At 39.8% G+C, this 14,456-nt stretch carries 6 protein-coding genes and 1 pseudogene; 3 read left to right on the top strand and 4 right to left on the bottom strand.

Features of this window, described 5'->3' with window-relative positions; translation table 11 throughout:
- From Q4489_RS14040 to radA, 4 genes are all read right to left on the bottom strand, one after another.
- Window positions 1-6,657, bottom strand: a 6,657-nt coding sequence (locus Q4489_RS14040) for a non-ribosomal peptide synthetase (protein WP_303481364.1), incomplete at its 3' end; no start/stop codon positions are given.
- A 100-nt stretch (window positions 6,658-6,757) separates the two neighbouring features.
- On the bottom strand, window positions 6,758-6,964 hold the full coding sequence (locus Q4489_RS14035; protein ID WP_303481363.1) for an MbtH family protein: 207 nt from the start codon (window positions 6,962-6,964) through the stop codon (window positions 6,758-6,760).
- A 417-nt stretch (window positions 6,965-7,381) separates the two neighbouring features.
- Entirely contained in the window at window positions 7,382-8,083 is a 702-nt protein-coding gene (locus Q4489_RS14030; RefSeq protein WP_303481361.1) for a 4'-phosphopantetheinyl transferase, read from the bottom strand.
- Between the two features lie 848 nt (window positions 8,084-8,931).
- Window positions 8,932-10,326, bottom strand: coding sequence for a DNA repair protein RadA (gene radA, locus Q4489_RS14025; RefSeq protein ID WP_303481360.1), 1,395 nt, complete (start codon window positions 10,324-10,326; stop codon window positions 8,932-8,934).
- A 684-nt stretch (window positions 10,327-11,010) separates the two neighbouring features.
- Between radA and Q4489_RS14020 the strand changes: the two are divergent.
- The 3 genes and pseudogenes from Q4489_RS14020 to Q4489_RS14010 all read left to right on the top strand — a co-directional run.
- Window positions 11,011-11,669: pseudogene (locus Q4489_RS14020) on the top strand (magnesium chelatase domain-containing protein); the annotation flags it as partial.
- A gap of 37 nt (window positions 11,670-11,706) precedes the next feature.
- Window positions 11,707-12,117, top strand: a complete 411-nt coding sequence (locus Q4489_RS14015) for a hypothetical protein (protein ID WP_303481359.1) — start codon at window positions 11,707-11,709, stop codon at window positions 12,115-12,117.
- A 211-nt stretch (window positions 12,118-12,328) separates the two neighbouring features.
- Window positions 12,329-14,428: a M13 family metallopeptidase gene (locus Q4489_RS14010; RefSeq protein WP_303481357.1), complete on the top strand. Its 2,100-nt coding sequence runs from the start codon at window positions 12,329-12,331 to the stop codon at window positions 14,426-14,428.
- Window positions 14,429-14,456: the final 28 nt, after the last annotated feature.

Here is a 14,456-nt window from a genome sequence, read left to right as displayed (position 1 = left end):
TCGCACCGCGACTCGCTCGCCTTGCTTCGCTACTTGCTCCTCGAATGCCGCCCATACATCATTATTAGGCTCGCCTATCTCACCTTCCCACATGGACAATTTCTGTGCGTGTTCCGAAGGTAGAGGAACAATAAGCAGATCACTATCACTTTCATTTGCACTTTCACGTAGAAAATGTGCGATGACTTCCTTGTATACCTGACAATAGGTTTGAGCATAAAATTCATCAAGTCTAGTACAGTCAGCATCGAGAAATAGGTAATATTCTCCCGATACCGCACTTAAACCTGCTTGAAGTACAAACAAGTAGTTAGAGTAATCGTGACCACCACTACCCAACCACTCATCAGACATTGACTCATAAGGGCGAAATGCTGTGTAGTTAAATGCCACGTCGAAAAGCTCTTGTCCATCGTCTAGTGCTTTTATTTCTGAAAGTGGGAATCGTCTATGACTCGCATGCTCTCTTTCTTGTCGATGCACATCTTCAATCAGATCATGCCATTTACTATGATCAGCTACCTGCATTTTAAACGGTAAGTTATTTAAAAAGACACCCAAGATTTCATCACTACCTTCCGTTTCAGGTCTACCATGATTTATCACGCCAGTAGTTACATTTCCCTGACCACTTAAAATCGAAAGTGCTTTTAGATGTAAGCTAAGGAAGATACTTTTTGTACTTACCTGAAGTTTGGATGATAAACTGTCTACAAGGCGACTAAACTCAGGCGATACATCGAGGTTTAATCGCCTAGTAGTAAGCTCTTCCGACGCATTGACTGTGTGAGGAATGTCACTTTTCTCCAAATCGACAACATAGTCAGCCCAATAAGATCTATCATCACTGTTGTTGATAGACTCCTGCTCTAACGCAATAAAATCAACATATCCAAGTTTAGGCTTTTCTAAAATTGGATCCTGACCAGCGACAATTGACTTATACGATGTTAACAATTGCGAAACCAGTGTTGCAGCACTCCAACCATCAAGGATTGCATGTGGACAACTCAAAGTAAGGCGATAGTGCTGTTCACTCATTTGATGAATAAACACACGCACTAATCCTGGTTTTTCTAGTGCAAACGGATTGTTAATTTCAGCTTTTTCCCATTGCAGCAAATGTTCCCTTTGCTGCTCTTCATTAAGAGCACTAATATCCTCATGATAGAACGCAAGCTCAGCATGCTTATATACCAACTGTAATGGCACATCGTAACTAGACATATCAAATGCGGTGCGTAAGATTGGGTTTTGATCCACACTTAGTGACATTGCTTTTTTAAAGGCCTCTGGTTGAATAGTCCCTTTCAGCAAGTAGTACATAACATCATGATAACTAACACTATCTGCATTGTACTGCATATGGAACAACATACCTGATTGCATTCGACTTAACGGATACGCATCTTCACATTTACTCGGCAGTTTTTGTGAAGTCTTGTTATCAATCAAGGAGAATGGCGCAATAACGCTAGATTGCTGTTCAGCTTCTTCACCAAAACGAGTTAAGGTAGCTACCAATTTACGAATCGTTTGCAGTTCGAACAGATCCTCTAACTCAAAATCGAACCCTTCTTTCTGAGTCATTGCCCTTAGTTGAATACTCAAGATTGAATCGCCACCTAGGCTATAGAACCCATCGTCAATACCAATTTCGTCATTACCAAAGACATTCTGCCAAACACGCAATAAAACAGATTCTTCAGCAGAGCTTGCAACGGTTATTGTAACCTCCTTCTGTTCAACCCTTTCTTCTAAAGCTTTGCGGTCAATCTTGCCGTTTATAGTTAGCGGAAACTGTGCTAACTGAATAAAATCACCTGGGATCATGTAATCAGGTAATTGTTGGCAAATTTGAGCTTCTACATGCTCAGAGGTTGTTTCTTCATCTAATTGACAATAGCAGGCTAACCATTCTCTTTTACTACCGTTGACTAGATCATTTTTGATAACGACTGCCGCATTAGTTACACCTTCAACACTATGAATGACTTGTTCTATTTCTCCTAATTCAATCCTAAATCCTCGCAGTTTAACCTGCCAGTCCAATCGACCAAGAAATTCAAGTTCCCCATTTAGATTTATGCGTGCTTTATCTCCAGTTTTATACATTCGACTACCGCTATCTTGTGTAAAAGGATTCGGTATAAATCGTTCTGCAGTAAGGCGGGAGTTACCGTAATAGCCCAGAGCCAACGCAGGTCCACCTAGGTATAGTTCTCCTGCCACACCAGCCGGTAGAGGGTGACCAAGTTCATTTAACACATACGCCTGCATGCCTCCAATAGGCTTCCCTATAGGTACATTTATAGATTCATATTCATGACATAGGTGTGAAGTCGCCCAAACAGTTGACTCTGTTGGACCATACGCATTAACCACATGCGCTTTTTCAGCCCAAATTCTTGCCAAGTCCGGTGGGAAAGCTTCGCCAGCAATAATCATGCGACAAGTACTTGGCCACGAATAATCAGACAAAGTCTGTAACATAGAAGCCGGCAAGGTAGCCACTTCTACGTTGTGCTTCATTGCATACGCAGAAAGTACAGCTGGGTCAAGCCGCATATGCTCCCCTATTACGTGCAAAGTACCGCCATTAAATAGGCTCATGATAATTTCAAATAAAGAAGCGTCGAAACTAGAAGATGCAAACTGCATACAAGGAGTTGCTGCCGTCACATTAAATCGATTGGCTTGCTCTGAAATAAGATTTGATACCCCAGAAAATGGCACCATAACCCCCTTTGGCATACCAGTAGAGCCAGAGGTGTAAATCAAGTATGCTGGGCTCGAAGGGTTTATCGCGTTATCCACACAAACAGCCTTTGACGATTCAGTCGAAACAACGTCTTCAATAAGTACGTTGCTAGCATCGCTAACACACCATTCATCGCAGCGATTATTTGCATCGAACAACACTAATTGACACCCTGAATTTACAAGCATGTATGCTTTTCGACCGTCAGGGTAGCTCGGATCAATTGGTAGATAACAGGCACCCGCTTTCCAGATCCCAAGAAGCGCAGCGATACTTTCAATGCCGCGCTCAGCATGCACGGCAACGATATCCCCTTGCTGTACTTTTCTACTGGTTAAATAGTTTGCAACGCTTTGTGCTCGCAAATTCAACTCGGCATAACTGACAGAGTCTTGGCCTGACACAATCGCCATAACATCAGGGAATTCGCCGTTAATCGATGCGAAACGCTCCATTAGGTCGAAATAGACTGGTGGTGTTACAGTTGCCTGCAAGTCTACCAATGTGGAATCTGGCAAAGATATTTCAGAAATATTCTGCTCTGTGGACGACAAAAGATGTTGTAAACAGCTTTCGTATGCTTTCACAATTAAGCTTGCGGCTGACGAAGGGTACTTTTTGTTATCAGCGTCAAGCACAAGGTAAGCGCAGCGACTGTTAGCAGATAGACCCGCCTGTACTGCTAAACCAAAGTTTGAATGTTCAAAGTCTACACCGCCAAAAACATCATTCGTTTCAAACGCACCGCGTTGCACTAACGCAACATTCCCGTTAAAGCGTTTGTTATATTCTCTAAAGTGAGTGAAGTTGAATGCAAAATCAAACAACGACGAGGCGCCACTGTCACGTAAAATATTAGGCAGTGGGTAATGTTTATTTGCTAGTGTTGTCAATTCGTCATCAAAAATACGTTGAATAAACGACAACCAATTTTCAACTTTGACTTCGCTTCTAAACGGAACTGTATTAATAAATAAACCGACAGTGCGATCAGCACCTTCTAATGCTGGTCGACCGTGACTAACTAATCCTGACAATGCATGAGACGAACCTGATAACAATGACACGGTTCTCATGTGCAATGCCAACATAACATGTTTCAAAGAAACCTTTAGTTTTGCAGCAATACTTTTAAGCTGCTGAGTTTGCTGCTCTGAAATAGTTATTGAATATTGGCTTACGCCTTGCTCTTTCTCTTCTTCTGGAAATGAAGGTAAAACACTTACTTGAGCATCTTGTAAATAATTCAACCAATATTCACTCACAGCAGTATTGTTTATTGCGCTTTGTTCGTCCGCTATAAATTGGCTGTATGGGGTGACCACTCGTTCTTGCAGTTGATGTTGCGTAATATTACCAGCAAACAAATCAACAAAATCACCAATGAGCACTGTTGAGCTCCAACCATCCATAATTGCGTGATGAAAACTCAACGTCAGTACAAATGATTCTGGCTCCAGAATCAGTACTTTTGCTCTCACTAATCCAGCCTGTTCCCATGCAAAGCCACGCTGTTTTTCATCGCTTAGGATCTTCTCAAATTGCTCTTTTTGCTTGCTTTTCTCTAGGTGTTGAAGACCAAACACCTCATATTCAGGCGTTACTTCACGATGAACAAGCTGCAAAGGTGTTTTTTCATTTTCAACTGAAAACGATGTTCTTAAAATTTCATGTTTATCAGTAACCGCTTTAAGAGCTGCTTTGAATATATTTTCATCAAATGGTAGTCGAATAGTATGACTAAGAATGTCGTGATAAGTTGATGATGAACGCCCAACATCACTTTGAATGAGCATACTAACTTGTATTTGACTTGCCGGATAAGCGGCTTCAATACCTTCAGGCAATTGCTTGTCAGAAACATATACAGACGAAGGTGTATTTTTTGGGTTTGGCTTTTCATCATTCGATTGACGAGACGCCACTATATTGGCAACCGATTTGTAGTTAAATATGTCCGCCACAGAACAAGATAACCCATGCTGCTCAGCGATTCCTGCCAGTTGAATAGCGACTATCGAGTCTCCTCCAAGCTCAAAGAAGCTATCTTCAGCACTAATATCTGGAGTTTCAAGTACCTCTGCCCACAAAGACAGTAGCTGCTTGATTTCATTATCGTTAGCGTCTGCGTTATTTATATTTTTAGACAACGCAATAGTAATGTCATTGATCGTTTTATGTTCAAATATTGTAGAAACCGTTAATTCAATACCGCGTTGTTCAGCTAAACCACTAATTTGAATGGCACTAATTGAGTCGCCACCAATATCAAAAAAACTTTGCTCCGTATTAACATCAGCGAGTTGAAGCACTTCCTGAAAAATATCAACTAAAGTACTCTCCAATGTTTCATCGGCTTCAATAGAAGCCAATGTTTGCTGTCCATCAAGCATTGCCAATAGCTTGGTTCTATCCACTTTTCCATTCACATTTAGAGGTAACGCTTGTACATGAATGAATTGGTGCGGGAGCATATATTCTGGCAACGTCGTTTTTAAATCGTCTTTAATTTTTGCTGCAACAACATTTTTATCAGCTACGACAAATGAAACTATCTGCTTTTGACTAGCCTCTTTTTCAACAACTAGCGTAGTACTTTGCCCAACATCTGTTAAGTTACTGAGAGCTGTGTCAATTTCACCAAGTTCTATCCTATACCCACGCACTTTGATTTGCTGGTCTTGACGGCCAAGAAACTTGATTTCACCTTGCTCGCCGCGTTTAACCAAATCACCGGTCTTATACAAACGACCACCATGATGATCAAACATATCAGGAATAAATTGCGTAGCAGTTTTTATAGGGTCGTTTAAATAACCATGACCAACTCCTGAACCACCTATATACAGCTCACCGATTTCGCCGTCAGCCACACATTCAAGCGCTTCATTGAGAATCAAACAATGTGAACCGTCTAAAGCAAAACCAATTGGAACCGATGATTTTTCGTCATTCAGGTTTTGACTTGATCTAATAGGATAATAACAACTAAATGTAGTCGCTTCTGTTGGCCCGTAACCATTAACAAAAGTTAGTTCAGGGCTATACTCACGAATTCGGTTAACCGCTTCTGGTGGCAACGCATCACCACCGGCAACTAATAACCTTAACCCTTTAACTAGTTCAATCTGTTGTTCGGCAATCCAGGGAAGTAGCGGAGCCGTTAACCATAGAACCGAAATATCGAATGCTTCAATATGTTCAGCAAAAAAACGCGTACTTACTGGCTCGTTGCGGGCTACAACTAGTGTCGCCCCTGCTAGCCAAGCTCCCCAGATTTCGTAAGTGCTAGCATCGAATACGAGAGCGGAATGCAATAGTACGTTATCTGTTGAAAATATCGTTAGTTCGTTGTTCTGAGAACACAAACGACAAATAGCTTTATCTTGAATCTGAACAGCTTTAGGATTTCCAGTCGATCCTGAAGTAAACATCACATAAGCGACGCTTTCCGGTGCTCGTTCACCCACAGATGGTTCTTTAGATAATGCTTTACTATTATCAAGTATCTCGTCAAGCGCAAGTGTGTTGGGATCAACGTTTGAAGAAGAAGTATCAGTGATTAATACCGCAGCATTCGCGACATTCATCATATGACACTTTCTTTGTTCTGGATAATTAGCATCAATAGGTGCGTAAGCGCAGCCAGCTTTAATTATCCCCAATATAAGACTTAAGGATTCCGGAGAACGCTGCAGTTCAACAGCAATAACAGAGCCTGCAAAAATCCCCCTTGCAGTAAAATAGTTAGCGATCTGATTTGAACGTTCATCAAGCTCACCATATGTCATTTCATTATTTTCAATTGAAGAAACAACAGCGACTTTTTCTGAGTAGTTCAAAACGGTTTTGTGGAAGTAGTCTGTTAATTTATTTTCGGTTATATGCTTTGTCATTTTGCAGGCTCTTGCTTTACGGATGTAATCAGATGCCTAACCTATCTTTAGACACCTAATCTATGTTAAAAAATTCGCTGCCAGTCGCTACGAATCCTCTCTAGTGTGCTGAAGCTGAACGCGCACTTAATGGCGTTATGTCAGTCCAATTCTGCGCAATGTAATCCAGACACTCTTCTTTACTCTGAGCCTGACCAGCTGTTTCCCAACCTTTTGGTTTATCCTTATGTGCAGGCCAAATTGAATGTTGGTTCTCGTGATTAATGACTACGTAGTACATAGTTTCGTTTTGATTTACTTGATTCATGTAACACTCCAATAGTTGTAATTTGGGTGACACTGCTAACTTCCAAAATAGAAATTAGATCGGTCACATCTTTTAATCTTCGTGGAGATTCAACTACAACTGTGTAAAATAGATAACTGCTACTTCTGACAGGAAGGTAAACGATTAGCTATCAACAGCCCAAGTCATACGGGGATGATGTGAATAACAAAGTTTTTTTCATCAAAAAAATTTAAAATGGCGATAGTGATTTGGAACCTCGGCTATAGTGCTTATTGCTAATCACAACCGATATTTCTGAAGTTTAGATTGGATAGGTATGAAATAAAGTGATTGGCACCAATGACATTCCGCGTCACACAAATCTGATGTTACTGTAATATTAGACAATATTTCTAATTGCTAACAAGTGGTGTATTTTTTATAAAATAGATAAACTTAGGCACGAGATCGCCGAGTCACCTCACATGCTACCCAAACCATCTCGTCAGACTGCCAATAGTCCATAACGATACTCTGTCCAGCAGACCAATTAGAAGACCAATCTTCGGTAAGGCGCAGCTCAATTTGAGTAGACGAAACGCCAATAACCTGTGCAGCAGTAAATTCTTTTAGCTGCTGGCAATCAGGGTAAAGAGCTTTGTACAATGACTCTTTACCGGCAAATGCCAAGGCATAAGCAAGGCTTAACGGCAGTGATTGATTACGGAGCCATTGCATTTCTTCATTACTTAGAAGCTGCCCTCCCAACTCCCGTACCTGCTTTTCAGAAAAAAACTGCTCGACATCCAGACCCAAACTCATTTCGGCATTCTGCGATAATCCTGCCCAAACTGAGCCGCGACTGTGACTAATAGAGCCACTGCTCCCTTGAGGCCAAATAGGACTTCTATCCGCCGCATTACTTATGGTGGCTTGATGAATATCTAATTGCCTTTGCAACTCTTTTACCAAATAACGCCCAGCTAAATGCTCTGCTTGTCGTTTTTCTACCGACTTTTCTATAAGCTCAGGCAGCTCAATACAAAACTCTTGCCATAAACTAGGTACATATGCTTGGACTGAAAACTCAGCACTAGCAAGTTGCCAATTTCGCCATTCGCGGAAGTGAAGGTTTGATATAAACTGTTTCAGAATCAACTTCCTTGGTTAACTTGGTACAAATTATTTGTATGAAGAACACAAATTATCAACTATTGTAGACAAAACTTGCGAGGACATGCCAAAGCTAAGCCCTCATTGTTCAATACAAGAATCTCATAAGGCGTCTTTCTTTTCAATAAGAAGAAAATGTTCTTCATATCAAAAAATTAGAAACGATGCCTTACTTTGCGTATGCGCTATGCAAATTAAAAAACAATGACTTACAGGTTAGAATCAAGCCAGCAGATTCAATACAAAATGGCGATATTATTCTGTCAAGAGGAGCAACTAGAACACAGATAATGCTGAAAAATTGCAAATAAAACTGCATGCTCATTTCCTGCGAAAATTACATTTGATACACACTAGGTCACGGTGCAAATTATAATAGTTTCGAAAGGAGTCCTTTACCTAATAAGAAAGTATAAAACTACTCAACCTGTCACCATTAGCTTTTGATGAAGAAAGAGTTGTAATATCGAGATAATTCAATTAGCCATTTCCGTCGGCTAGAGCTTGAGAGTAAATTGAGAGAGTGTGCATAGCTAACAGAAAGTTTAATAAATGTGTTGCGCTAATCGGTTGTTCTCACAGTACATACTTGCCGTAAGACCTATCTCACTTTGTGCCCCTAAGCGAGTTATAAACTATAAATAATTGGTTAGATTAACTATGCCACCTCGTTTAGCTGCATCACGATGTTTGTAGCCGTAGTTAACGACTAACTCCGCGCACTCTCGTTTAAACTATGCTGATAAAATTTTATTCGGGATTTTGATCTCGCTATTTGTATTAATAATACCTCTAACAAAGTCTCTAGTTAAATTATACCGTTACAAGTTTTTTTAGTTGATTTTTTTAACATCAAAAATAGTATGAAGTTCTGATACGCTTGATAAAGGAATAATAGTAACTCCTTCGGTTTCTAACCTAGGATTATAATTTCTCTTTGGTAGTATTATTGTTTTGAAGTCATTGCGAATAGCTTCTTTAACTCGTTCTTCGCCTGACGGTACAGGTCTGATCTCACCTGAAAGACCTATTTCACCAAATGCTATCGCATTAGAAGGAAGTACAGAGTCATTTTGTGATGAAATCATGGCTAAAACGAGCGGAAGATCAGCACCTACATCTTTGGTTAAATTAACCCCAGAAACTACATTAACGTAAATGTCATTACCGCCAATATTAACATTCATTCTATTACGAATTATGGCTAGCAGCATAGACATGCGCTTGTAATCAAATCCAACGCCGCCTCGTACAGGTACCTCTCCATAAGACTTTGTTACCAGTGATTGAATGTTAATTAGTAATGTTCTGCCGCCATCGTTTGAAGCATATGCCATGTTACCACTTGATTCTAAGCCGCCTTTTTCTAAAAATATTGCCGATGGGTTCAAAACATCTTTCATGCCTGTCGCGGTCATAGCAAATGTCCCAACTTCCGTTGTATCGCCAAAACGATTTTTTGACGCACGTAAGGTACGGAACTTACTGTCTAATTCGCACTCAATTTTACACATAGTGTCGCCAATATGTTCTAATACTTTTGGACCCGCCATATCGCCTGATTTAGAAACGTGACATACTAAAATTACTGTTATGCCATGTTCTTTTGCTAAGCGGTTGAGAATGGCGGCAGACTCTTTAACTTGCGTTATGCCTCCGGGAGCATTTGAAAGGGAACTAACAAATGCCGTTTGAATAGAATCAATGATTAAAAACTTATATCCGTCTGCTACAGCGACATCACAGATTAACTCAACATCCCCTGAATTCATTATGTCGATATCGTTAATATCAAGCTGCAATCTAATACCTCGATCACGGACTTGATTTTTTGATTCTTCACCAGAGGTGTATAAAGCTTTACCTATTTTACTAAGAACAGAGCACGTTTTTATTAGTAATGTACTTTTGCCAGCACCTGGATCACCAGCTACCAATATGACAGAAGCTTCAACAATTCCTCCGCCTAATACTCGATTGAATTCTGAACTTCCACTATCGAATCTAGTTAAATTAGTGTCAGAAACTTTACTAAGACTTTCAACCTTAGCATCTTGCTTTGAATAACCTTGATGTTTTTTAGAACTAGGAGTGCGTTGTGTAACTGTTTTGCTCTCTTTGAATTCGATTATACTATTCCAAGCACCACATGAGCATTTACCTAACCACCTGCTGTGATTTTCTCCGCATTCCTGGCATATATATTGGGTATTGTTTTTCTTAGTCATTTTAATCTCGTGATCTAACTACATATCTAATAAGGAATAATTAGGTATTGTTTCAGTAACTTTTTATCCTCTGCTTAATGTTTATAATTAAGCTTTTAGAATAGTTTACTGTTTATTTGTACAGCTGTAAATATTGAGTATATGAGTGCTAAATTTATTTTATAATTTATTTCGTGTTAGATGAGGGAATAGATATATATTGAACCAAAATATTTCTATCGAGCAAAAGACTTTTCTTTTCATTTTTAATTAGTTCACCAGAGTTCATCTGGCTAATTATCCACACCTTAATTTCAGGCAAATAACTTTCTATAGGTGTACTAATTGTATTTCTCAAACCACCACTACCAACAATATAAAATTGGTTTGCATTGTTAACACCAACCACGACATGTAGCCAATCCGATTGGTTAGGCTGCTCCAGCGTTCCTTAAATTTTTCAACAGTCAACATAACTACCTCAACTCACTCAGTCCCAAAGCGATAGACTCTTGCTGAAATCGACCAAAAATATTAACGACTTTTTCATATGAGCTTGTTAAAAAGTGTTCTTCAACAATGTTAACAGTTTTATCAAAGGTTTGGTGTGAACGTTCTTCTTGTCATATTTAACCTCGTTAGTTAAGGGTAATAATACCTCTAACAAGGTGTCCTGAATATTTAGACCGTTACACACTGTATTATTGCTCTATTATGCTAGAAGGCAGTACTGACTCGCGTTATCGTACCTTACGTGGTAATAAAAACCGCTTTGACGCAGTAAATGAATTAGGCGTGTTTGCCATGACGGGTACGGGTCTAAAAGAAGTTAAAAATCCATCAGCCATTTTCCTCACCCGAAGTGAAGAACAAACGCCAGGAAGTATCGTTATGGTACTTTGGGAAGGAACAAGGCCATTGTTAGTTGAAATTCAAGCACTTGTTGATCATTCAGCCCTAGGTAACCCACGCAGAGTCGCTGTTGGCGCAGAGCAAAATCGACTTGCTATGCTATTGGCTATTTTAAACCGTCATGGCGGCTTACAAATGAATGACCCAGATGTTTTTGTCAATGTTGTTGGTGGTGTAAAGTATCTGAAACCAGTGTTGACTTAGCACTCATGTTAGCGCTATTGTCAAGCTTTCGGGATAAAGCGTTGCCACAAGATTTAGTGGTATTTGGTGAAGTAGGTTTATCTGGAAAAATTAGGCCAGTACCCAGTGGCCAAGAGCGAATTAACGAGGCGGCAAAGCATGGCTTTAAACGCGCCATTGTACCTTTTGCAAATATGCCTAAAGACCGTATTGAAGGGATGGAAGTTATTGGGGTAAAAAAAAATAGCGACGCATTAGAAGTCATTTAACAAATAATCAAATAACAATGTACACAAGGAAGCTGCGATGAAATTAAACCTTACGCTTTTAACCCTAGTTTTAGCCACTGCATCAATAGGTGCTTGGGCAACTAACAATCCATTTATTGGCACCTGGCAATTAGTGTCAGGTGAATATGTAAATAATGAAAATGAAACAATCGTCTACCAATCAATCGGCATACGCTCTCAAAAGGTCATTGGTGAAAAGCATTTTAGCTTCGTTACTTTTTCACAAGATAAATTTTGGGCCGCAGGCACAGGTAGTTATCAATTTACTAACACCACCTACAGCGAAAAGCCAAGTATGGCGTCATACCCTTTAGAGGGTAATGGTGTATACACCTTTCATTATGAGATGAAAAATAACCAATGGCATAACTCACGCTGGCATGATGGCAAACGCGTTGAGTATGAAATTTGGCAAAAAGTACAATAAAAGTTACAAAACCCATGTAATTCATTTCGCTCTTGAGCGAATATGGCGGAGTATATCCAAGGTACTTACTTGTTTTTGTTTATTATATCACGCAAAAATCGGTGATTAATCTTATCAATTAGGTTACTTAGCGGTTCAAGGTTGACTTTATTGGGCTAGTCGCCATTATAAGTAGCGTAAAAATGACTTATAAAAACGATAAGAGACCTCTATGAAAAAATCACTTTTAGCCATTTCTATCGCTACAATTTTGCTAAGCGCATGTAGCGAACAAACGACCTCAACGACCGTTAGCCAAGAAGCTAGCGTTGAAAATACGACAGAAAGTACCGCAGAAACTAGCACAACAGCCAAAGCTGAACTAGGTTCATTCGGTGTTGATTTAACTGCTCGTAACCTTACCGTTAAACCAGGCGACGACTTCTTCATGTATGCTAGTGGCAATTGGTACGATAATTACGAAATGCCAGCAGATAAAACTCGCTATGGCGCATTTAACGCGTTAGCAGAACGCAGCGAAAAACAAGTAAAAGAAATAATTGATGATGTAACTTCACGCGAAAACTTAAATGCTGAAGAGCAGAAAGTAGCTGATTTTTATCACAGTTACATGGATGTTGAAACCATCAACAAACTTGGACTGTCACCTATTCAATCTACTCTAGATGATATTACAGCCGTTGATTCTGTTGATGATTTAACAAAAATGTTCGGTCAAGCGTGGTTAACCGGTACTACAAGCCCATTAAGTGGTGGTATGTGGTTTAACCGTTTAGACCCAGATAAATATGAAATGTCTATTGGTGCAAGTGGATTAGGCATGCCAGATCGTTCATATTACTTAGTAGACAGCGAACGCTTTGAAAAAACACGCGCAGCTTATGTCGCTCATATAGCTGAAATGCTTGCCTTTGCTGGCGTTGAAAACGGTGAAGAAAAAGCCAAAGCCATTTTAGCATTGGAAACAAAAATTGCCGAAGGTCACTGGCCACGAGAAAAACGTCGTAATCGCGATTTAACGTTAAACCAAATTGAACGTGCTAACTTATCAAAAGAATACCCTGGTTTTAACTGGGATTTATACTTTGCACAAACAGAATATAAAGTTCCTCAGTTGAATATTTCACAGCCAGAGCCTGTTAAGGCGATGATCAGTTTAATTAATGAAGAAGAGTTAAGTGTATGGAAAGACTATATGACTTACCATACTATCTCTAATAACTCATCATTACTCGCTGAAGACATCTACGCAGCTAACTTCAAATTTTACGGTACTGAGTTACGCGGCCAACAAGAGCCTCGTCCTCGTTGGAAACGTGCTGTCGCTCAAATGTCTGGTACGCAATCTCTTGGTTTTGCCATTGGTAAAGTGTATGTTGATAAATACTTTCCTGAGTCATCTAAACAGCAAATGTCTGAGTTAGTTGAAAATTTACGCAAAGCCATGGGCGAGCGTATTGATGGTTTAGATTGGATGGGCGAAGAAACAAAAGTAAACGCCCATGAAAAATTAGCCGCATTCAACCCAAAAATTGGTTACCCTGATGTATGGCAATCATTTGACGGTCTTGAAATCTCAAGTAAAGACTTACTTGGCAATATTAAAAACATTCGTCAATTCTTCCGTGCTGACAGTGCAGCCAAAGAATTAGAAAAAACTGATCGTAATCGCTGGGGCATGACACCACAACAAGTTAACGCCTATTACAACAGTTCATTTAATGAAATTGTATTCCCAGCAGCAATATTACAACCACCATTTTTCGATCCAAACGCAGATCCTGCAGTAAACTACGGCGGAATTGGTGCAGTAATTGGTCACGAAATGGGTCATGGCTTTGATGACCAAGGGTCAAAATCAGATGCTAAGGGTATTCAACGTAATTGGTGGACAGACGAAGATCGTGCAGCATTCGATGCAAAAGCTGATCAACTTGCTGAACAATATAACAAGTACGAACCTATTCCAGAAAACTTTGTCAATGGCCGAAACAGCCTAGGTGAAAACATTGGTGATGTTGGCGGTATCGCAATGGCATACCATGCTTATAAATTAAGCTTAAACGGTAAAGAAGCGCCTATCATTGATGGACTAACCGGTGATCAACGTTTCTTTCTTGCTTGGGCACAAGTATGGAAAGAAAAACGTACTGAGAAAAGTATGTTGAGCCAACTTCGTGCAGGTACACATGCACCAGGACGTTTCCGTGCTCTTGCACCACGAAACCACGACGCTTGGTATAAAGCATTCGATGTTAAAGAAGGCGATAAGCTTTATTTAGCACCAGAAGATCGCGTACGTATTTGGTAATATACAAAAAGTAAGTAAACAAAAAACC

The organism is Thalassotalea sp. 1_MG-2023, from assembly GCF_030546745.1.
GTDB lineage: Bacteria > Pseudomonadota > Gammaproteobacteria > Enterobacterales > Alteromonadaceae > Thalassotalea_C.
This window is presented reverse-complemented; position numbering and strand designations above follow the sequence as displayed.

What these genes read in the sequence shown, in the direction of transcription:
- Q4489_RS14035 (WP_303481363.1), bottom strand. Translation starts at nt 6,964, where the DNA reads ATGAATCAAGTAAATCAAAACGAAACTATGTACTACGTAGTCATTAAT.
- radA (WP_303481360.1), bottom strand. Translation starts at nt 10,326, where the DNA reads ATGACTAAGAAAAACAATACCCAATATATATGCCAGGAATGCGGAGAA.
- Q4489_RS14015 (WP_303481359.1), top strand. Translation starts at nt 11,707, where the DNA reads ATGAAATTAAACCTTACGCTTTTAACCCTAGTTTTAGCCACTGCATCA.
- Q4489_RS14010 (WP_303481357.1), top strand. Translation starts at nt 12,329, where the DNA reads ATGAAAAAATCACTTTTAGCCATTTCTATCGCTACAATTTTGCTAAGC.